We start from the raw sequence: 20,914 nt of genomic DNA, 5'->3' as shown, positions 1-20,914 counted from the left end.
AGATGTTTCTTTAAAGCTGTATTTTCGCCATTGAATTTTATAATGATGACTAAAATTAAAAGACGTACAGTTTTAAATCAGCTTAAAGAAGATTTAATAGGGAAAGATTCACATCGAGGTGTTACCTTAACTTATTCGTGGTTGGCAAATCAATTTGGACATATTGCTTTAGGTTTTATGCCTTCTTTTATTTTACATGATAATATTCAGCATATAAATGGCTACAAAAACCCAGTATATGCTAGTTTTGTTGTTACCTTATTTTGGTTTCTGTTTGAATTATATAATTTTTTAGGGCCTTTATTAAAGATTAAACCTTCTTCAAAAAAAGAAAAATATACTTTTAATCCGAATTGGTCAAATATCAGTTATGATACTATTACGGATGTTGCTTTTTTTGCATTTGGTGCTTTTCTTTATAGTTTTTATAAAAATGGTCTACAAGATACTCCTACAATTGTTGTGTTAACTCTTCTTTCTCTCTATTTATTAAAGGCTTCTAGTTATTGGTATTTAACAAAAATGTATCAACATTATGCAAATTATCCTTTTCAATTTCGATTAAGTCAGTGGAATTTTAATATAAATAATGAAGATAAAAAATCAATTTTTAATTTTATTGAAGGAAAAGGTTCAGGAAACCATCTATTAATTTTTGGTTCTCAATTTAGCGGTAAAACAAGTTTAGGGGTAGGGGTTTTAAATGAATTATCAATTAAACACAAAGTTTGTTTGTATACTAGTGCAATGAAATTATTTAGTTTTTTTTATATTGAGGAAAACACCAAATTAGATCGCCGTAGAATTTGGTCTTGGAAAGAATGTGATTATTTAGTAATTGATGATGTTAATCCAGGAAAGCCCATTGATGAAGAGTTAATAAACCCTAAAAATATTTTACGATTTTTAGACCCTACAGAAACAGGAGAAATAGATAAAGAAAGTTGTAGTATTATTGCAAATAAAAATATTATTTGGGTTTTAGGTAATAAAAACAACACGAGTCAAGAGAATAACTGGTTAAAAATGTTATTAAAAATAGGCGTAAATGAAGCTAAGATTGAAAAAATAAATTTAATTGATTAGCTTTAGTTTATTAAAGAATATGATTGGTATGTGCAAAACTAATTAAATGAGGTAAACTTTTTACATCAAATCGTTTATAGAGAGGTATTAAACGTTTTTCAATAGCCGATTGACTAATACTTAATGCTGCTGCAATTTCTTTAAAAGCCATTCCCTTTGCAGCCATACTAAGTGCTTCTTTTTCTTTTTTAGAAATAGCAAGATGTTTAAATAATTTTTTATTTAATAATTCTTCAAAATCTGATTTTGCAGGACCATATGCTGCATATTGCATCACATTACTATGTTTTAGTGATTTTATAACTTGAGAAAAACCAATAATTTCATCTACTTTACCGTTTGAAGCTTTAAAAACACCTACTCTAGAAAATAAAGGGACAATGCTACCATTTTTATGAACTTTTTCAACTTCTAAAGTAAAGCTATATTCTTCTAAATTATCAGTTCTAGTACTCATAATTTTCAAAGCTTTATCGTTAAGTTCGTTTGAAAATTTAAAATGTCTAGGAGAAGTACAGCTTACAATTTTAAGCATTGTAATTTCATCATTTTTATAACCTAATAACTCTTCCCATCCGTAGGCATATAACATTTTTCCTTCTTTGAAAGAGTAAATGTAGGCTGCTTGCCCAACAAATTTAGGAATCGTTTTTTGATAGAATTGATATGCTTCAGATTCTTTATTTAGGGGGGTATCAGAAACACTTTCTTGTGTGTTCTTACCAATATTTAATTCTTGTTCTAAACTCATAAGTTATAAAAACTACGGAAAGACGCAGTTGTGTAAAAATTAGATTGAATGTATATTTGTGGCATACTTTAAGGCAGCTAAAAAAAAAATACAGTGTTATAATTGTATCTATGAAAAGGAAAACGTTTAGTTATAGTCTTATAAAAAATATTAAAGTTTTTTGAAAAGGGTTTAAAAGGGGTAGCTTATGCTATCCCTTTTTTATTGCTATAAATATAAGTTAATAATTTTAAAGAAGTTTTTAAAATTTTAAAAAATAGGAAAAACACTGTTTTTTTTAAGGTGTTTTAAGTCTATTATTTAGTTATCCTTTGGAGGTAAAATTTTAAAGTTAGTTTCTTTTAGTACTTTTTTATTCGCAATTCTTTTTTCAAAAGAAAGTAAAAGAGATGGTAATAATAATAAATTAGAAACCATAGCCAATAATAATGTAACTGAAACTAACCCCCCTAAAGCTATTGTTCCTCCAAAACTAGAAATTGTAAATACTAGAAAGCCGAAAAATAATACAATAGATGTGTAAAACATACTAACACCTGTTTCTTGAAGTGCTGCATAAACAGCTGGTTTAATTTTCCAATTATTGGCAAGTAATTCTTGACGATATTTAGCGAGAAAATGAATAGTGTCATCCACAGAAATACCAAAAGCAATACTAAATACTAAAATTGTAGATGGTTTTATAGGGATACCAAAAAAGCCCATTAAACCTGCTGTAATTAACAATGGAAGCATATTTGGTATTAATGATATAAAAATCATTTTATAAGAACGAAACATCCATGCCATAAAAATTGAAATCAATAAAATAGCTAGGGATAATGAAATTACTAAATTTTTAATTAAATAATTTGTTCCTTTTAAGAAAACTAAAGCCTTTCCTGTCATAGAAACAGTAAATTTCTTTTTAGGAAATTCCTTTTTTATAACAGCATCTAAGCGTCCTTGAATGATATCCATTTTATCAGTACCAACATCCTTCATAAAAGTAGTGATACGTGTATAACGACCAGTGCTATCTACAAAATTATTTAACATACCTGAATTGGTATCTGAATTTTTAGTGAAAGCGAAAATATGTGCTTTTTCTTGACTAGTTGGTAATTGATAATATTTAGGGTTTCCTTTATAGTATGCTTGTTTAGAGTATTTGACCAAATTTGTTATTGAAATAGGTTTCGATAATTCAGGAAAAGTTTCAATAGCTTCATTCAATTTTTCCATTTTCTTTAAAGTAGAAAGCTTCATAACACCTTTTTCTCTTTTTGTGTCAATCAAAATTTCTAAAGGCATAATTCCTCCAAATTCTGTTTCAAAGAACTTAATATCTTTATAAAACTGCGCTTCTTTAGGCATATCTTCAATTAAACTACCCGAAACACGAATTTGATAAACGCCAATCATACTTAATATAATTACGATAACAGTAGTAATATAAATGGTAATTCGTTGTTCTTTTACCATACGTTCCATCCATGAAACTACATTTCCCATCCACTTTTTTTCTAAGTGACTTAAATGTTTTTTTTCAGGAAGTGGCATAAAACTATAAACAATAGGAATTATTAATAGTGCCAAAATAAAAATACTAATAATATTTACTGACGCTAAAATTCCAAATTCTCTTAATAATTGACTTTTTACAAAAACAAAAGTTGCAAAACCTGATGCTGTTGTAATATTGGTCATTAAAGTTGCATTACCAATTTTTGAAATAACACGTTGTAATGATTTCGCTTGATTTCCGTGTTTTTTTACTTCTTGTTGATATTTATTGATAAGGAAAACCGCATTTGGTACTCCAATTACAATAATTAATGGTGGTATTAAAGCAGATAAAACAGTAATTTCATATCGAAATAAACCTATAAATCCGAAAGCCCAAATAACACCAATACCAACAACTAGTAGTGTGATAAAAGTAGCTCTAAATGAACGGAAAAAGAAAAAGAAAATAACAGCTGTAATACCTAAAGCACCTAATACGAACAGTTGCATTTCATCAATAATATTTTGAGAATTGATAGTTCGGATATAAGGCATTCCAGACATTCGTACATCTATCTGATGCTTTTTTTCAAATTTTTCAACAGTAGGAATTAATACTTTTGTAATAAAGTCTCTACGTGCAGGCGTATTTACAATTTCTTTATCTATATAAATAGCTGTTTGTAAAGTCCCTTTGTCGTTATATAATAAGTTGTCGTAAAATGGAAGGTTTTCAAATAACTGTTTCTTAATCTTATTTACTTCTTCATTTGTTGTAGGTGCTTTATTAAATAAAGGTTCTAGTACAAATTTTCTATTTTTTCTATCAGCTTTTAATTCTTTAACATCAGCAATAGAAACTGTAAAATCTACTTGTTTTGCACTATCTAATTCTTTTACAAGGGTATTCCATGCGTTAAATTTTATAGGCGTAAAAATACTAGCATTTTTTACACCTAATATAACTAAGTTACCTTCTTCGCCAAAAATTTCCAAAAACTGATCGTATTGGATGTTCGCTTCATGATCTTTAGGAAGCAAGTTTGCTTCTGTATATGAGAAACGCATGTATTTGATTTGAGTAACTAAAAGCCCTGTAATAATAGCGATAGCGATTAAAACTAGGTATCTGTTTCTCAATATAAATCCAGCAATTTTAGTCCAAAAAGTCATTTGAAAATTTTTTGCAAAGTTATGATAAAAGTAACAATTAAACGAAAAAAAAGAGTGTCATAACAGACACTCTTTATATATATATGAAAGTAATTAAACAGTCATTATTTCTTTTTCTTTTACGGCTACTTTTTCTTCAATAACTTTACTGAAACTATCGGTTAATTTTTGAACACTTTCTTCTGATATTTTTTTAACATCATCAGAAACATCGGTTTTTTTAATATCGTTATTTGCATCTTTACGTGCATTACGAATACCTACTTTAGCGTGTTCAGCTTCTGCTTTACATTGTTTAGCTAATTCTTTACGACGCTCTTCAGTTAAAGCAGGAACGTTAATAATAATAACATCACCATTGTTCATTGGATTGAATCCTAAATTAGCGTAAGTAATTGCTTTTTCAACTTCATGAAGCATATTTTTTTCCCAAGGTTGAATGGTAATTGTTCTTGCATCAGGAGTACTTACGTTTGCTATTTGACCTAAAGGAGTTGCTGAACCATAGTAATCAACTTGTACATTTGCTAACATTGCAGGAGATGCTTTTCCAGCTCTAATAGTACGTAATTCTTTTTCTAAATGTGCAACTGCATTATTCATTGCCTCTTTGGCAGAATCTAAAATAAAATCAATTTCTTCGTTCATTTTGCTCGTATTTATTGCCCTATAAAAAATGTGAGGGATTCTTTTGATTTATTGGTTGTCAACTATTGTTCCTATTTGATCTCCAGAAACTAATTTAAGTAAGTTTCCTTTTTTATTCATATCAAAAACAATAATAGGAAGTTTATTTTCTTCACTTAAAGTAAAGGCAGTCATGTCCATTACTTTTAATCCTTTTCTGATAACATCTTTAAAGCTGATACTTTCGTATTTGATAGCATTTTTATCCTTTTCAGGATCTGCATTATAAATACCATCAACTCTAGTTCCTTTTAAAATGGCATCTGCATTTACTTCAATAGCTCTTAAAACTGCTGCAGTATCAGTAGTAAAATACGGATTTCCAGTACCTCCTCCAAAAATAACTACACGTCCTTTTTCTAAATGACGATTTGCACGACGTTTAATATAAGGTTCTGCAATTTCTTTAATTTCGATAGCAGTTTGTAAACGAGTATGAATTCCTTCAGCCTCTAAAGCACTTTGCAAAGCTAAACCATTAATACAGGTTGCTAACATTCCCATGTGGTCACCCTGAACTCTATCCATTCCTTGGCTAGCTCCAGCAACACCTCTAAAAATATTTCCACCACCAATAACAATGGCAATTTCAATGTTTTTAGCTATTACTTGTTTAATTTCTTGGGCGTATTCTTTAAGTCTTTTAGGATCAATACCATATTGAAGGTCGCCCATTAATGATTCACCGCTTAATTTTAAAAGGATTCTTTTATATTGCATAATCTTGTTGAAAGTTTTGCAAAACTACGCAATTTTTTTGAGTTTGAATTTTGATAAAAGAAAAAACCATCCAAAAAATTGGATGGTTTTTAAATATTTTGTGATGTTTAAGAATTATCCTAAAGTAACTCTTACGAAGTTTTTAACTTCTACGTCACCAAAAGAAGAAACATATTCTGCAACAGTTTTCTTTTCGTCTTTAATAAACTTTTGATCTAATAAACATTGTTCTTGATCTAAAGTTGTGTTATCTGAAATAAATCTTTCCATTTTTCCTGGTAAAATTTTATCCCAAATTTTTTCTGGTTTACCTTCTGATTTTAATTGCTCTTTTGCAACTTCTTCAGCACTAGCTAAAGCAGCATCAGTTAATTGTAATCTAGAAACATACTGAGGAACGTTCTTTAAAGTTTTACCTAAACGAACTAATTCTTCATTATCTTTTACGATAGCAGCAATTCTTGCTTCAGTTTCAGACTCTACATAAGCAGCATCAAAACCTTTGTAAGATAAAGAAACAGCTCCCATAGAAGCAGCTTGCATTGCTAAATCTTTTGCTAAAACAGCAGCATTATCTGCAGGAGCAGATAAACCAACCATAGCAGCAATTTTACCAATGTGAGTATAAGAACCTACGTATGGTGCTTCTAATCTTTCAAAAGAAGTAATATCGATTTTTTCACCGATAACACCTGTTTGTTCAATTAATTTTTCAGCAACAGTTACTCCACCAAAATCAGCAGCTAAAAATTCTTCTTTACTTTTAGTACCAAAAGCAATAGCAACAAATTCAGCAGCTAAATCTTTAAAAGAATCATTTTTAGATACGAAATCTGTTTCACATGCTAATACAATAGCAACACCGTAAGTGTTGTCATCACTAATTTTAGTAATTGCTACACCTTCAGTAGACTCTCTATCGGCTCTTTTAGCAGCGATTTTTTGTCCTTTTTTACGTAAAACGTCAACAGCTTTATCAAAGTTACCTTCTGCTTCTACTAATGCATTTTTACAATCCATCATACCAGCTCCGGTACTTTCTCTTAATTTTTTTACGTCTGCAGCGCTAATTTTTACTGACATATCTATTGTTATTTTTTAGTTGTTTTATACTTGTAAAAATAGTTAAAGGTTTCAAATTAATGAAACCTTTAATCAAAAATAAATTAAAATTATTTAGTTTCTTCTGTAGCAGGAGCTTCAGTAGTAACTTTAGCTTCTTCTTTTACAGGAGCAGCTACTTTTTCTTTATCAGCTTTTCTTTCTGATAAACCTTCAGTAATTGCGTCAGTAATATAAGATAATACTTTGTCAATAGACTTTGAAGCATCGTCATTTGCAGGAATTACGTAATCTACTGGTCTAGGATCAGAGTTAGTATCAACTAATGCAAAAATTGGAATGTTTAATTTTGTAGCTTCAGCAATTGCAATGTGTTCTTTCTTAACATCAATTACAAATACAGCAGCAGGTAAACGAGTCATATCAGAAATAGAACCTAAATTCTTTTCTAATTTAGCTCTCTGACGGTTAATTTGTAACTTTTCTCTTTTTGATAAAGCATCAAAAGAACCATCTTGCTTCATTCTATCAATAGTAGCCATTTTTTTAACAGCTTTACGGATAGTTACGAAGTTTGTTAACATACCACCTGGCCAACGCTCAGTAATGAAAGGCATGTTAATGTTTGTTGCTCTTTCAGCTACAATATCTTTCGCTTGCTTTTTAGTTGCAACGAATAATATTTTACGACCAGAGCTAGCTATTTTTTGTAAAGCTAATGCAGCTTCATCAATTTTAGCAGATGTTTTATACAAATCGATGATGTGAACACCGTTACGTTCTGTATAAATGTATGGAGCCATGTTTGGGTTCCATTTTCTAGTTAAGTGACCGAAGTGCACTCCGCTTTCTAATAATTCTTGAATATTTGCCATTTTAATAAAATGTGTTTACGTTCTGTTTTCACAATATTTCAGTAGTTGTAATAAGTCTGAAATATTTAGATACTAAACTGTTAAAAATAAATTTATAAATAACAGTCTCTTTTGAAAATAAATAACATTGCCTTTTGCAAGGCAATGAAAATATATATTAACGTTTAGAGAACTGGAATTTCTTACGTGCTTTTTTCTGACCGAATTTCTTACGTTCAACCATTCTAGGGTCACGAGTTAATAAACCTTCTGGTTTTAATACTCCTTTGTGCTCTTCGTTAATTGCTACTAATGCTCTAGTAATTGCTAAACGAATTGCTTCTGCTTGACCTGTAATACCACCTCCGTAAACATTAACTTTAATGTCATAAGACTCTAAGTTCTCAGTTAACATTAAAGGTTGTTGAATTTTGTATTGTAAAGTTCCTGTTGTAAAGTAGTTCTTAAAGTCCTTCTTGTTAACAGTAATGTTTCCTTTACCTTCTGAAAGATAAATACGAGCAACTGCTGTTTTTCTTCTACCTATTTTGTGTACAGTTTCCATTATTTAAGATCTTTAAGGTTAATAGCTTTTGGGTTTTGAGCTGTTTGTTGGTGCTCAGTACCTGCATAAGCATACAAGTTTTTGTATAAAGCGCTTCCTAATTTGTTTTTAGGTAACATTCCTTTTACTGCTTTTTCGATTAATCTTGTAGGATCTTTTTCGAACATTTCTGTAGCAGTTAATGATCTTTGTCCTCCTGGATAACCTGTATGACGGATATAAGATTTATCAGTCCACTTTTTACCAGTTAAAACAATTTTTTCTGCGTTGATAACAACCACGTTATCTCCACAATCTACGTGAGGAGTATAATTTGGTTTGTACTTACCTCTAATTAGCATTGCTATTTGAGAAGCTAGACGACCCAACGTTTGCCCGTCCGCATCAACTAAAACCCACTCTTTATTAACAGTGTTTTTGTTCGCTGATACTGTTTTGTAACTTAATGTGTTCATAATTACACGATTAGTTTTTGTTTATTAATATATAAATTTCTCCTTAAAAAAGGACTGCAAATATACGGCTAATTATTTGATTGACAAATAGTGAGTTAGTTTAATTTCTTTCAAATAAAAAAAACGTGCATTTGCACGTTTTTTTATTTTTTATGAAAAGAGTAACTAAATTATTCTGTTTTTTGCTCTAACAATTCAAAGAATTGATTTAAACGAGGAAGAATAATAATTTTTGTTCTTCTATTTTTTGCTTTGTTTTCAGGAGTGTCATTGGCTACTAAAGGTACATAACTACCTCTACCTGCTGCGATTAATCGATTAGGAGCTACGTTATATTTATTTTGAAGATCACGTACAATAGCTGTTGAACGTAAAACACTTAATCCCCAGTTATCTTTGATGCTAGATCCTTTTGTAACAGGTGTATCATCTGTATGACCTTCTATCATAACATCCATTTCTGGCTGAGCATTTATAACTGTAGCTACTTTTCCTAAAACTTTAGAAGCTTCTTCTGAAATAGTATAACTTCCACTTTTAAATAATAATTTATCTGAAATTGAGATAAAAACAACTGTTTTTTCTACATTAATAACGATATCTTCATCATCAATACCTTGTTGTAATTGTTTCTTTAAGTGAAAAGCAACGGCTAAGTTTAAAGAATCTTTTTTAGAATTAGCAGCTCTAATTCTGTTTATATATTTATCTTTTTTACTTAACTGTGTTAAAGTTTCTTTGATATTATCATTTGCTCCTTTACTTAAAACGGTTAAGTTTTCTACTTGTTTTAATGAGTTTTGCTTGTCTTGTTTTAAATCACCTACTGAAGATTTTAAGGTATTTACCTTGTCTTCACAGCTTTCTTTTTGGATTAAACATTTAGTAAGATTTGCTTTTACTGCAGATAACTCATTTTTTGTTTTTTGATGTTTTGTTTTTAAGGCATTTAGTTCTTTGGTAGAAACACATGATGCTAATAAAAAAGAACTAGCAATGAATATAAAAAAATTCTTCATTTTATACTGTTTAGGTATTAATAATAGTAAAATGCAAATTTATGAAAAGCAACCTGCAAAAAAATAGAATTAACAATCTTTTATGAACTGATAATAAATTATTTTTGTCGTTAAATTTCAAAAATGATTCATAAATTAACTTACATAGTATCTTTTTTTATACTTTTTCTTTCTTGTACACAAAAAAAAGAATCATCAAAAAATAAGTTACAAGGCTTTGTTTTTGGTACAACTTATAATATTACTTATTTTGAAAATGAAAATAAAGCTAATTATCAAAAATCAATAGATAGTTTATTTAGTTTAGTTAATAATTCATTATCTACGTATTTACCAACTTCGGATATTTCAAAGATAAATAAAGGCGATACTACCGTAGTTGTTGATGATATGTTTATTGAAGTTTTTGCAAAAGCGAAAAAAATATATAAAGAAACAGATGGTTATTTTGATCCTACAATTGGTAAATTAATTAATGCTTACGGATTTGGGTCGGGTAAGGAGCGTAAAAATTTATCATCCGAAGAAATTAAAAAATTAATGATTGATGTTGGTTTTGATAAAGTTGTATTGAAAAATAATAAAGTATATCGTCAATCAGATCAGATTGAATTTAATGTAAATGCTTTTGCTAAAGGATACGGTGTTGATATTATCGGTCGGTTTTTAGAGGATAAAAAAATCAACAATTATTTAATTGAAATTGGAGGTGAAATTAGAGCAAGAGGAAAAAAGAATGGTAAATTATGGAAAGTTGCCATAGAAAAACCAAATATTGATGGAACACGCTCACTTCAAAAAATAATTTCGTTGGATAATGAATCAATGGCTACTTCTGGTAATTATCGAAAATTTAAACTAAATGGAAATGGTAAAAAAATTGTACATACTATTAATGCTAAAACAGGTTTAGCTAATGAAAGTAATTTATTAAGTGTTTCAGTGCGATTAAAAGGCGATTGTGCCGATGTAGATGCTTATGCAACAGCTTTTTTAGCTATGGGATTAGAAAAAACTAAAGCGTTTTTACAAAAATATCCTGAGTTAAAAGTTGTCCTATTATATAATGATAAAAATAATGAATTGAAAGAGTTTCTAAATTAATTCTTAAAACATACAGGTAAAATTTCGCCTTTCATTAAAGCAAATCGTTCTAGTTTTTCTGGAGCGATTTTTTTTGTGAAATCAACCTCATCAACTTTAAAACCTATTGAGCGAAGTTTGTCAAAATAATCACGACCATAAACACGTACATGGTCGTATTGTCCGAATATTTTTGTGCGTTCCTTTTCATCGGTAATTGAATCGTCTTCAAAGGTTTTTTCTCTTGATAAATCTTGCGGAATCTGAAAAACACCAAATCCGCCAACTTTTAAAACTCTGTATAATTCTTGCATTGCTTTGGTATCATCCGTAATATGTTCTAAAACATGATTACAAAAAACAACATCAAATTCATTGTCTTTAAAAGGTAAATCGCAAATATTTGCTTTTACATCAGCAATTGGCGATTCTAAATCAGAAGTAATATAATCTAAGTTTTTTTGTTTTCTGAAGATATCTAAAAAGCATTGTTCAGGTGCAATATGAAGTACTTTTAGTTTTTTATCCGAAGAATTTTTTGAAGATAAAAAAGTAGTTTCATTTTGTAAATACAACCATAATAAACGATGTCTTTCTAAGGATAAAGTAGAAGGAGAAAGTGCGTTTTCTCTTTGAATTCCATATCCGTAAGGCAAAAATTTTCGAAATGATTTTCCGTCAATAGGATCGGTAAAAACATCACCTTTTAACCACCATGCAATTATTGGACTAACCAAATAACTAGCTTTAATTAATAAAGGTCGTGGAATGGTATTTAATATGGATTTGAATATTTTCAACTAGTAATAAATTAAAAAACCAGCCTTTAAAATAAGTAAAGGCTGATTTATATTTTTTATGCTCTAAATTCGTCTTCTTCGTTAGTTTCAATACCTAACGCTTCGTGTACATATTTAAAGGTAGAAAGTAATTCTGGTTTTCCATTAACAATAGCAACATCATGTTCAAAATGAGCAGAAGGCTTGTTGTCTAAAGTTGTAATTGTCCAACCGTCATCATGTTGTAAAATCTTGTGAGTTCCTAAGTTTGTCATCGGTTCAATGGCTACAACCATACCTTCAATAAACTTTTTACCACGACCTCTTTGACCGTAATTTGGCATTTCAGGATCTTCGTGCATTACACGTCCTAAACCATGACCAACCAATTCACGAACTACTCCGTAACCATGTTTTTCAGTAAAGTTTTGAATAGCAAAACCAACATCACCAACACGATTTCCTACTTTTAATTCACGAATACCAACGTATAAACTTTCTCTAGTTACGTCTAATAATTTTTTAGTTTCAGCAGCAATTTCACCAACAGCAAATGTGTAGGCATGATCTCCGTAAAAACCATTTTTAAGAGCTCCACAATCAATCGAAATAATATCGCCTTCAATTAAAGGAGTTTTGTTAGGAATTCCGTGTACAACTTGTGAGTTTGGACTCATACAAAGTGTATTTGGAAAATCATATAATCCTAAAAAACCAGGGATTGCTCCTTCTGCACGGATAAAATCTTCAGCAAGTTTATCTAAGTATAAAGTAGAAACTCCAGGTTTTACCTCTTTAGCTAACATTCCTAAAGTTTTTGATACTATTAATGCACTTTCACGCATTATTTCTATTTCTTCTCTAGTTTTTGGTTTGATCATCTTAAAAATATTGAAAGGCAAATTTACGGTTATTTTTGATTTTAAAATTCGAAATACTTAAATCTTTAAATTAACGAATTTTGTGTCATTTCTTTAGGTTGAGGTACATTCATTAAATGTAAAATAGTTGGTGCAATATCACCTAAAACACCGCTTTTTATATTTTTTAATTCTTTATCAACCAAAACCATTGGTACAGGGTTTGTGGTGTGAGCTGTATTTGGTGAACCATCAGGATTTATCATTGTTTCACAATTCCCATGATCGGCAATTACAATAGTTGTATAATCGTTTTCTAAAGCTGTTGTAATTACATCTTTTACGCAATTATCAACCGTTTCACAAGCTTTTACTGCTGCTTCAAAAACACCTGTATGACCAACCATATCGCCATTTGCAAAGTTTAAACATACAAAATCAACAGCGCCTTCTTTTAATTCAGGAACAATTGCATCACGAATTTCGTAAGCGCTCATTTCTGGTTGTAAATCGTAAGTTGCTACTTTTGGCGACGGACATAATAAACGTTTTTCACCTTTAAATTCTTGTTCTCTTCCTCCAGAAAAGAAAAATGTTACGTGCGGATATTTCTCTGTTTCAGCAATTCTAATTTGAGTTTTGCCTGCGTTTTCTAAAACCTCACCTAAAGTATTTTCAATATTATTACTATTGTAAATTACTTTAATATCTTTAAAAGTTTCATCATAATTTGTCATGGTAACAAAGTATAATGGTAATTTTTTGGTATCAAGTTCTGGAAAATCTTTCTGATTCAGAATTTCGGTTAATTCACGACCTCTATCTGTTCTAAAATTAAAAAAGATAACAACATCATCTTCTTTAATAGTTGTTTTAGGTTGATTTTTTTCATCAACGATAATAATAGGTTTTACGAATTCATCGGTAACATTTTCATCATAGCTTTTTTGAATACTTTGAGTAGCATCTGTAGAAAAATCGCCTTTTCCATTTACTAAAGCATCGTATGCTAATTGCACTCTTTCCCAACGATTATCTCTATCCATAGCAAAATAACGACCTGTAATTGTTGCCAATTCACCAGTTGTTTTTTGCATGTGTTCCTGAATATCGTTGATAAAATATTTTCCAGATTTAGGATCACAATCACGACCATCAGTAAAAGCGTGTAAAAAAACATCCGATAAACCAAAATCAGCGGCAGCACTAAGCAATCCTTTTGTATGATTTATATGAGAATGAATTCCGCCATTAGAAACCAATCCTAAAAAGTGAACATTTTTATTGTTTTTCTTGGCATAATCAAACGCTTTTAATAATTCAGTTTCTTGCGCTAACGTACCTTGTTCAACAGCTTTGTTGATTTTTGCAAGATTCTGATATACAATTCTACCAGCACCTAAATTCATGTGTCCAACTTCTGAATTTCCCATTTGCCCTTCGGGTAATCCAACATGATTTCCATCGGTACGCAATTCTGCGTGTGGAAATTTGTCGTATAAAGAATTTATAAACGGAGTTTTGGCATTGTATATAGCAGATACTTTTGGATCTTGGGTAATTCCCCAGCCGTCAAGTATCATTAAAATAACTTTTTTGTTCATTTTTATTGAATTGGACGGTAAAAATAAGAAAGATTTTATCGTTTTATAAAAAATAACTAAATGGATTATTTATTATAAAAATAATTTGAAGCAATTTCCCGCTTTCCGCACTCGCTTTTTTTTGAAGAAAAATCAAAAAAAGAGCTCAAACAAATGCTTCAATCGGGGCTAGGGTTTTGTGCTAAAAAAATGCTTTCAGAAATCATCTAAAAGCATTTTTAGTTATTTTTTAATATTTATTTACGATACTTACGAATAGCACTTTTAATTTTTTCGATTCTATTTTCAGGGTCGGGGTGAGTACTTTGAAATTCTGGAGTTTTGTTAGGTCCTGCAGCAGCTTTTAAAATTTGCATTACGCCAATTAAACTTTCAGGATTATAACCAGCATCAAGCATTAATTTAACGCCAATTTCGTCACTTTCTAATTCGTCACCTCTACCATATTTCATGTTAATAACATTCGCAATTCCTGCCATTCCTTGTGCGGTACTTGGGTCAAAACCAACAGAAGCGCCCGAAAGTAAACCTTGTGTTAAATCTTGTTTTGCCATACGAGCTGCCGAATGTCGCCCTATAACGTGTCCAATTTCATGACCTAAAACACCTGCTAATTGGTCTTTGTTTTTTAATTTATTGAATAATGCAAACGTTATAAAAACTTGTCCGCCAGGTAAAGCAAAAGCGTTGATAGTTCTATCATCTCTTAATAAATGAAATTCAAAAGGATATCCAGATTCTCTAGCAATACTATTATCTACTAATTCTTTCCCAATTTTGTCAACTAAATCTTGATGTTTTTGGCTAGGATATAAACCTCCGTGTTGCTGTGCCATTTGTGGTGCGCTACTTAAACCGATAGCAATTTCTTGTTTTGGAGAAATAGAAATATGTTGTTTTTTACCTGTATAAGGATTTACCTCTGCACTAGAACAGTATTTAAATAAAGCAAAAAGTGCGATAGCAGCACCAATTAAAAGTTTAACTTTTGCACTTCCGCGATTTCTCATAGTCTATTTTTTATTTTTTTTTGATGAAAGTAAAGATACAAAATATATAATTTAATAAATATCAAACATAAAAAACTTAAATTTACAAAGCAAAAATATATAATAATATGAATCCTCATTTCGAATTAAATGAAGTAACTAAAAAGTTGCCAAAGCACTTATATAAATTTATCGTAAAACAACCATACGAGGAATATACCGCCCAAAATCAAGCGGTTTGGCGATATGTAATGCGTATGAATGTTGATTATTTAGGTAAAGTTGCTCATTCATCATATTTAAAAGGATTAGAAAAAACAGGAATATCAATAAATAACATTCCTTATATGGAAGGAATGAATCGTATTTTAAAAGAAATTGGTTGGTCGGCAGTTTCTGTTGATGGATTTATTCCTCCAAATGCTTTTATGGAATTTCAAGCCTATAATGTATTGGTAATTGCTTCTGATATACGTACTATAAATCATATTGAATATACGCCTGCACCAGATATTATTCATGAAGCGGCAGGGCATGCGCCAATTATTGCCAATCCAGAATATTCAGAATATTTACGTCGTTTTGGTGAAATAGGTTCAAAAGCAATTTCATCATCAAAAGATTATGAAATGTATGAAGCAATTCGTTTATTATCTATTTTAAAAGAAAATCCTAATGCGACTAAAAAATCAATAGATGACGCACAAGAAAAGGTAACTTGGTTACAGGATAATATGGGCGAATTATCTGAAATGGCACAAATAAGAAACTTGCATTGGTGGACAGTTGAATATGGTTTAATCGGAACGCCTGAAAACCCGAAGATATACGGCGCAGGTTTATTGTCATCCATAGGAGAAAGTAAATGGTGTATGCAATCGGAAGTTAAAAAAGTTCCGTATTCAGTTGCCGCAGCTACTCAGAATTTTGATATTACAAAACCACAACCTCAGTTATTTGTTACGCCAAATTTTGCGTATTTAAGTTTAGTTTTAGATGAATTTGCTAATACAATGGCACTTAGAACAGGAGGTTTAAAAGGCGTTGAAAAGTTAATCAATTCTAAAAATTTAGGAACTGTTGAATTAAGTACAGGAATTCAAATATCAGGAGTATTTACCAATGTTATTGAAGATGAAAAAGGGAAAATCGCCTATATACAAACAACAGGAAATACTGCTTTATCAAACAGAGATAAAGAATTAATTGGTCACGGAATTAGTTATCATGCCGAAGGTTTCGGAAGTCCCGTAGGAAAATTAAAAGGAATTAATTTGCCTATTGAAGATATGAGTCCGCGCGATTTAAAAGCCTACGGAATTTATGAAGGCGAAATAATAAATCTAGAATTTGAAAGTGGTGTAGTTGTTGCTGGTAAAATAATTACAGGAACACGAGATTTACGAGGCAAAATTTTAATCGTGTCTTTAAAAGATTGTACCGTTACTTATAAGGAGCAAATTTTATTTGAACCATCTTGGGGAATTTACGATATGGCAATAGGAAAAGAATTAGTTTCTGCATATTCAGGATCTGCCGATGTTGCTTCTTTTGAAGATATAAGTAAGGTTTCTGAAACGAAAACACATAAAATTAAATATTCAGAAGCTGATAATAAATTATATCAAATATATACTGATGTAAGAAAGTATAGAGAAGAAAATAATATTAACGAAAAGACAATTGAAAGAATTTTAGAGATACTTAAAAATGAATATCCAAAAGATTGGTTATTAGCTTTAGAATTATACGAATTAGCTTTTAATAATGATTTTTCAATAAAAATCACCTTAAAAAAATATTTAGAAAGCTTAAAAAGTAACAATGGTTACAAAGCATTAATAGAAAACGGATTATATTTGTTGTCTGAGAAATAATACAACAAATGGGATTATTTAACTTATTTAGAAAGAAAAACATGAGTAAAGAGATACAAGAGTATTTAGCAAAAGAAGCAGTTATTTTAGATGTAAGAACTTTAGGAGAATGGAATGAAGGGCATTCTGAAGGAGCAAAACACATTGTTTTAACAACAATACCTACAAGTGCTGACGAAATTAAAGCATGGGGAAAACCTGTAATTGCTGTTTGTAGAAGTGGCGCTAGAAGTGGTCAGGCAACTGACTTTTTATTAGCACAAGGAATCGATATTATTAACGGTGGTCCTTGGGAAAATGTAGATCAGTATTTAACAAAATAAGTACTGCTTTTAAAATTTAATAAAAGGAAATACTTTTTGAAGTGTTTCCTTTTTTTGTGCAATATTTTTTAAAAATTTCTGATGTGCTTCCGATGTCGGATTAAAAGAACGATGTGCCAATCCTTTTTGAATTATTTCAACTTCTTTCATCGTTGTTTTGGTGTTTTCAGAAAACCAAACTTGTATAAATTTTTCCCAAATATAATTGATTGCTGTATTATTTGGATGAATCATATCTTCTGCGTAAAAACGATAATCACGTAATTCATCCATCATAATTTCATAAGAAGGAAAGTAATAAATGTTCTTTTTAGCATCAGTAATTGAATGAATCGCACTTAATAAATGCGCTTTACTTTGTTGGTTTTCAATAAAACCATCTTTTAAATGACGTACTGGCGAAACTGTGAAAATAATTGAAATATCAGGATTAACAGATTTTGTTAAAGCAATAATAGCATCTAAACTTTCAGTGATTTCATCAATAGTTAAAATTTCTTTTAAAAAAAATTTCTGCGGAATTTTATGGCAATTCGCTACAATAGCATCCGAAGAAATTTTACGATAAACCCATGAAGTTCCGAGTGTAATTATTAGATGACTCACATTTTTTAAATGCTCAAATGTTGCCGTATTTGCAGTGTTTAAATTATTTAAAATTTCTTTTTTATCCGAAGAACTTAAACTAGAATGTGCATCAAAACAATGCCAAGATTCATTGTGTAAAAAAATATCTTCTTCTGTATATTTTTTTTGATTAATAGCATCCGTAATTAATTTTTCAATAGCTTTAGGATGAAATAAAATTCCAAATGGATTTTGTTCTGATTGAAATTTATAAAATGATAATTTATTTCCGATGTTTTCAGAAAAACAAGAACCTAATAAAAGTAACTTTGAGTTGTAGTTAATTAAATGATGAGGTTGTTTTTTTAAAGGTATTAGTGTTTGAAGCTTCATTTTATAAAAATAATCAGCATCAAAAATAAAGATAAAAAAGTCAATTTATAAGTCTTTAGATTAATTTGAATGAAAAACGTATCTTTGTTTAATAAAAAATAAAATAAATTGAACAATATAAAGAAGTCATTTACAATAAAAGACCTTGAAAATATTTCAGGAATTAAAGCACATACTATTCGTATTTGGGAAAAGCGATATAATTTATTATCGCCAGAAAGAACCGATACTAATATTAGATATTACTCTTCAGAAAATTTATTGAAATTGTTAAATGTTGTTTTGTTAAATAAAAACAATTACAAAATATCTAAAATTTCACAAATGTCTGATAAAGATATTTTGCTAGTGGCAAGAGAATTAGCTTTTAAAACTGCTGTAAGTGATGAAGCTATAAACTCTTTAAAAATGGCAATGTTTCAATTTGATAAAGTTTTATTTAATAATACTTATAATCAATTATTAAACAAAAAAACATTTAGAGAAATTTTTAAAGATGTTTTTGTGCCTTTTTTAAATCATATAGGATTATTGTGGCAAACAGATACATTATTACACGCACACGAACATTTTATATCGAATTTAATAGCTCAGAAAATTCAAATTAGTACCGAAAGATTAGAGTATTCAATAATAGATTCAGAGGTTATTTATGTGTTGTTTTTACCCGAAAATGAAATTCATGAATTAGGATTGATGTATTTAAATTATGAATTGGTTTTAAGAGGAAATAAAACTATATATTTAGGACAGAGTTTACCATTAAGTAATTTAAATTATTTTTTTGAAAGTGATACCGAAGTACGATTTATCACCTCATTAACTGTTCAGCCTTATGACGATAAAATAATGGATTACTTTCAAGAAATAGAGATAGCTTTAAAAGGTAAAAAACATCAATTTATTGCTGTAGGTAATAAAACATCAAAAGTAAAAGATGTAAATTTTGAAGCAAATATTTCTCTTTATAGTTCTGTTATAGAGTTTCTAAAAGTTTTGTAAATTATTTTGTTTAACTAATACTTGTTTTTGTTAAACAAAAATTGTAGTTTTGAATGGTCTAATTATTTTATCTGTTAAATAGCAAATTATTAATCCTTAGAAAACATACCATTGAAAAAAACAATACATATAATAGGTTCCGGTTTTTCATCATTATCAGCTTCTTGTTATTTAGCGAAAGCAGGATATGATGTTGTAATTTTAGAAAAAAATGAAACAGTAGGAGGTAGAGCTCGTCAATTAATAAAAGATGGATTTACTTTTGATATTGGTCCAACATGGTATTGGATGCCAGATGTTTTTGAAAAATTTTTTGCAGATTTTGGTAAAAAACCTTCAGATTATTATGAATTAGAAAAGTTAGACCCTGCATATCAAGTTTATTTTGATATAGCAGATTCTATAACAATACCAGGTAGCGTTGAAGAGATTTATGAAATTTTTGAAGCAGAAGAAAAAGGTAGTTCTATTCATTTAAAAGAGTTTTTAAAATCAGCAGCATATAATTATGATGTTTCTATAAACGATTTAGTATATAATCCAGGGGTTTCGCCTTTAGAATTGGTAACTCCTGTTACGATTGGAAAAATAACACAGTTTTTTTCAACGATTAGAAAAGCAGTTCGTAAAAAAATAAAAAGTAAAAAATTAATTCAAATTTTAGAATTTCCTGTTTTATTTTTAGGTGCAAAACCAAGTAACACTCCTGCTTTTTATAACTTTATGAATTATGCAGATTTTGTTTTAGGAACTTGGCATCCGAAAGGAGGAATGTATAAAGTTATTGAAGCAATGATAACTTTGGCTAAAGATTTAGGCGTAACTTTTAAAACTGAAGCGAATGTTGAAGAAATTAAACTTAATCAATTAGGTGAAGCTACTGGTTTAGTTGTGAATGGTGATTTTATTACTTCGGATATTATTTTGAGTGGCGCAGATTATCATCACACAGAAACATTATTACCCAAAGCATACAGACAGTATTCTGAAAAATATTGGGATAAAAAAGTTTTTGCACCTTCATCATTATTATTTTATGTTGGTTTTGATAAAAAATTAAAAAATGTTTGTCATCATACATTATTTTTTGATACCGATTTTGACGTACATGCTGCATCAATATATGATAATCCAAGTTGGCCAAAAGATCCGATGTTTTATGCCAGTTTCCCTTCATTAACAGAAGATTCTTTTGCGCCAATTAATAAAGAAGCTGCTACTTTTTTAATTCCCATAGCACCAGGTATTGAAGATACTCCAGAGCTTAGAGAAAAGTATTTTAATTTAATTATTAGTAGATTAGAGAAATTAACACAGCAATCTGTAAAAGAAAATATTATATTTAAAGAAAGTTTTTGTGTTAGTGATTTTGTAAAAGATTACAACTCGTATAAAGGTAATGCCTACGGATTAGCAAATATTTTAACACAAACAGCTTTTTTAAGACCAAAAATAAAAAGTAAGAAAGTAAAGAATTTATTTTTTACAGGACAATTAACGGTTCCAGGACCGGGGGTACCACCGTCATTAATTTCGGGTAAAATAGCTTCAGATTTAATTTTAAAACACCATTAAAA

The 20,914-nt window shown here is 29.6% G+C and carries 20 protein-coding genes; 6 read left to right on the top strand and 14 right to left on the bottom strand.

Features of this window, described 5'->3' with window-relative positions:
- The first annotated feature begins 45 nt into the window (after positions 1-45).
- On the top strand, positions 46-1,086 hold the full coding sequence (locus AB0T67_RS06015) for a P-loop NTPase family protein (protein WP_369219555.1): 1,041 nt from the start codon (positions 46-48) through the stop codon (positions 1,084-1,086).
- A 10-nt stretch (positions 1,087-1,096) separates the two neighbouring features.
- Here the strand turns inward: AB0T67_RS06015 and AB0T67_RS06010 are convergent, their stop codons facing one another.
- From AB0T67_RS06010 to AB0T67_RS05970, 9 genes are all read right to left on the bottom strand, one after another.
- Entirely contained in the window at positions 1,097-1,837 is a 741-nt protein-coding gene (locus tag AB0T67_RS06010) for a LuxR C-terminal-related transcriptional regulator (protein WP_271231362.1), read from the bottom strand.
- 300 nt (positions 1,838-2,137) lie between these two features.
- Positions 2,138-4,498 carry an efflux RND transporter permease subunit gene (locus AB0T67_RS06005; protein WP_369219554.1) on the bottom strand — a complete coding sequence of 787 codons (2,361 nt, stop codon included), beginning with the start codon at positions 4,496-4,498 and terminating at the stop codon, positions 2,138-2,140.
- Between the two features lie 93 nt (positions 4,499-4,591).
- Positions 4,592-5,146, bottom strand: coding sequence for a ribosome recycling factor (gene frr, locus AB0T67_RS06000; protein WP_271231363.1), 555 nt, complete (start codon positions 5,144-5,146; stop codon positions 4,592-4,594).
- A 48-nt stretch (positions 5,147-5,194) separates the two neighbouring features.
- A complete protein-coding gene (gene pyrH / locus AB0T67_RS05995) occupies positions 5,195-5,905 on the bottom strand; it encodes a UMP kinase (RefSeq protein WP_058884239.1) in 711 nt (236 codons plus the stop codon).
- Between the two features lie 114 nt (positions 5,906-6,019).
- Positions 6,020-6,988 carry a translation elongation factor Ts gene (gene tsf / locus AB0T67_RS05990; protein ID WP_369219553.1) on the bottom strand — a complete coding sequence of 323 codons (969 nt, stop codon included), beginning with the start codon at positions 6,986-6,988 and terminating at the stop codon, positions 6,020-6,022.
- A gap of 89 nt (positions 6,989-7,077) precedes the next feature.
- Positions 7,078-7,842, bottom strand: a complete 765-nt coding sequence (rpsB, locus tag AB0T67_RS05985) for a 30S ribosomal protein S2 (RefSeq protein ID WP_271231365.1) — start codon at positions 7,840-7,842, stop codon at positions 7,078-7,080.
- A 157-nt stretch (positions 7,843-7,999) separates the two neighbouring features.
- The gene (rpsI, locus tag AB0T67_RS05980) at positions 8,000-8,386 is read right to left on the bottom strand and encodes a 30S ribosomal protein S9 (protein WP_369219552.1); all 387 of its coding nucleotides are present in this window, start codon (positions 8,384-8,386) and stop codon (positions 8,000-8,002) included.
- The gene (rplM, locus tag AB0T67_RS05975; protein ID WP_271231367.1) at positions 8,386-8,841 is read right to left on the bottom strand and encodes a 50S ribosomal protein L13; all 456 of its coding nucleotides are present in this window, start codon (positions 8,839-8,841) and stop codon (positions 8,386-8,388) included. The genes rpsI and rplM overlap by 1 nt, the downstream gene beginning before the upstream one ends.
- Positions 8,842-9,011: 170 nt before the next feature.
- Positions 9,012-9,860 (bottom strand): OmpA/MotB family protein, encoded by an 849-nt coding sequence (locus AB0T67_RS05970; protein ID WP_369219551.1) that lies wholly within the window; start codon positions 9,858-9,860, stop codon positions 9,012-9,014.
- 123 nt (positions 9,861-9,983) lie between these two features.
- Here AB0T67_RS05970 and AB0T67_RS05965 point away from each other — a divergent pair, with 123 nt between their 5' ends.
- Positions 9,984-10,964: an FAD:protein FMN transferase gene (locus tag AB0T67_RS05965; RefSeq protein WP_369219550.1), complete on the top strand. Its 981-nt coding sequence runs from the start codon at positions 9,984-9,986 to the stop codon at positions 10,962-10,964.
- Here AB0T67_RS05965 and AB0T67_RS05960 read toward each other — a convergent pair.
- The 4 genes from AB0T67_RS05960 to AB0T67_RS05945 form a co-directional block, all read right to left on the bottom strand.
- On the bottom strand, positions 10,961-11,743 hold the full coding sequence (locus AB0T67_RS05960; RefSeq protein ID WP_369219549.1) for a class I SAM-dependent methyltransferase: 783 nt from the start codon (positions 11,741-11,743) through the stop codon (positions 10,961-10,963). The genes AB0T67_RS05965 and AB0T67_RS05960 overlap by 4 nt on opposite strands.
- 56 nt (positions 11,744-11,799) lie before the next feature.
- Positions 11,800-12,603, bottom strand: coding sequence for a type I methionyl aminopeptidase (map, locus tag AB0T67_RS05955; protein ID WP_369219548.1), 804 nt, complete (start codon positions 12,601-12,603; stop codon positions 11,800-11,802).
- A 65-nt stretch (positions 12,604-12,668) separates the two neighbouring features.
- Entirely contained in the window at positions 12,669-14,186 is a 1,518-nt protein-coding gene (gene gpmI / locus AB0T67_RS05950; RefSeq protein WP_369219547.1) for a 2,3-bisphosphoglycerate-independent phosphoglycerate mutase, read from the bottom strand.
- A 236-nt stretch (positions 14,187-14,422) separates the two neighbouring features.
- The gene (locus AB0T67_RS05945) at positions 14,423-15,196 is read right to left on the bottom strand and encodes a M48 family metalloprotease (protein WP_369219546.1); all 774 of its coding nucleotides are present in this window, start codon (positions 15,194-15,196) and stop codon (positions 14,423-14,425) included.
- Between the two features lie 107 nt (positions 15,197-15,303).
- Between AB0T67_RS05945 and AB0T67_RS05940 the strand changes: the two genes are divergently transcribed.
- A complete protein-coding gene (locus tag AB0T67_RS05940) occupies positions 15,304-17,052 on the top strand; it encodes an aromatic amino acid hydroxylase (protein ID WP_369219545.1) in 1,749 nt (582 codons plus the stop codon).
- Positions 17,053-17,060: 8 nt separating this feature from the next.
- Entirely contained in the window at positions 17,061-17,375 is a 315-nt protein-coding gene (locus tag AB0T67_RS05935; protein ID WP_369219544.1) for a rhodanese-like domain-containing protein, read from the top strand.
- A gap of 9 nt (positions 17,376-17,384) precedes the next feature.
- On the opposite strand, the gene AB0T67_RS05930 is transcribed toward AB0T67_RS05935, so the two are convergent.
- Positions 17,385-18,335 carry a GSCFA domain-containing protein gene (locus AB0T67_RS05930; RefSeq protein WP_369219543.1) on the bottom strand — a complete coding sequence of 317 codons (951 nt, stop codon included), beginning with the start codon at positions 18,333-18,335 and terminating at the stop codon, positions 17,385-17,387.
- 108 nt (positions 18,336-18,443) lie between these two features.
- On the opposite strand from AB0T67_RS05930, the gene AB0T67_RS05925 reads away from it, so the two are divergent.
- A complete protein-coding gene (locus AB0T67_RS05925; RefSeq protein WP_369219542.1) occupies positions 18,444-19,337 on the top strand; it encodes a MerR family transcriptional regulator in 894 nt (297 codons plus the stop codon).
- A gap of 111 nt (positions 19,338-19,448) precedes the next feature.
- Positions 19,449-20,912 (top strand): phytoene desaturase family protein, encoded by a 1,464-nt coding sequence (locus tag AB0T67_RS05920; protein ID WP_369219541.1) that lies wholly within the window; start codon positions 19,449-19,451, stop codon positions 20,910-20,912.
- Positions 20,913-20,914 lie beyond the last annotated feature (2 nt).

This window comes from Tenacibaculum salmonis, assembly GCF_041053065.1.
GTDB lineage: Bacteria > Bacteroidota > Bacteroidia > Flavobacteriales > Flavobacteriaceae > Polaribacter > Polaribacter pacificus_A.
Note: the sequence above shows the minus strand (reverse complement) of the source record. Positions and strands in the feature narration are given on the sequence as shown.

Excerpts from the sequence above, each read along its gene's own strand:
- AB0T67_RS06010 (WP_271231362.1), bottom strand. The coding sequence starts at position 1,837 with ATGAGTTTAGAACAAGAATTAAATATTGGTAAGAACACACAAGAAAGT.
- rpsI (WP_369219552.1), bottom strand. The coding sequence starts at position 8,386 with ATGGAAACTGTACACAAAATAGGTAGAAGAAAAACAGCAGTTGCTCGT.
- rplM (WP_271231367.1), bottom strand. The coding sequence starts at position 8,841 with ATGAACACATTAAGTTACAAAACAGTATCAGCGAACAAAAACACTGTT.
- rpsB (WP_271231365.1), bottom strand. The coding sequence starts at position 7,842 with ATGGCAAATATTCAAGAATTATTAGAAAGCGGAGTGCACTTCGGTCAC.
- pyrH (WP_058884239.1), bottom strand. The coding sequence starts at position 5,905 with ATGCAATATAAAAGAATCCTTTTAAAATTAAGCGGTGAATCATTAATG.
- map (WP_369219548.1), bottom strand. The coding sequence starts at position 12,603 with ATGATCAAACCAAAAACTAGAGAAGAAATAGAAATAATGCGTGAAAGT.
- AB0T67_RS05970 (WP_369219551.1), bottom strand. The coding sequence starts at position 9,860 with ATGAAGAATTTTTTTATATTCATTGCTAGTTCTTTTTTATTAGCATCA.
- tsf (WP_369219553.1), bottom strand. The coding sequence starts at position 6,988 with ATGTCAGTAAAAATTAGCGCTGCAGACGTAAAAAAATTAAGAGAAAGT.
- AB0T67_RS05965 (WP_369219550.1), top strand. The coding sequence starts at position 9,984 with ATGATTCATAAATTAACTTACATAGTATCTTTTTTTATACTTTTTCTT.
- AB0T67_RS05935 (WP_369219544.1), top strand. The coding sequence starts at position 17,061 with ATGGGATTATTTAACTTATTTAGAAAGAAAAACATGAGTAAAGAGATA.
- AB0T67_RS05945 (WP_369219546.1), bottom strand. The coding sequence starts at position 15,196 with ATGAGAAATCGCGGAAGTGCAAAAGTTAAACTTTTAATTGGTGCTGCT.
- gpmI (WP_369219547.1), bottom strand. The coding sequence starts at position 14,186 with ATGAACAAAAAAGTTATTTTAATGATACTTGACGGCTGGGGAATTACC.
- AB0T67_RS05930 (WP_369219543.1), bottom strand. The coding sequence starts at position 18,335 with ATGAAGCTTCAAACACTAATACCTTTAAAAAAACAACCTCATCATTTA.
- AB0T67_RS05940 (WP_369219545.1), top strand. The coding sequence starts at position 15,304 with ATGAATCCTCATTTCGAATTAAATGAAGTAACTAAAAAGTTGCCAAAG.
- AB0T67_RS06005 (WP_369219554.1), bottom strand. The coding sequence starts at position 4,498 with ATGACTTTTTGGACTAAAATTGCTGGATTTATATTGAGAAACAGATAC.
- frr (WP_271231363.1), bottom strand. The coding sequence starts at position 5,146 with ATGAACGAAGAAATTGATTTTATTTTAGATTCTGCCAAAGAGGCAATG.
- AB0T67_RS06015 (WP_369219555.1), top strand. The coding sequence starts at position 46 with ATGACTAAAATTAAAAGACGTACAGTTTTAAATCAGCTTAAAGAAGAT.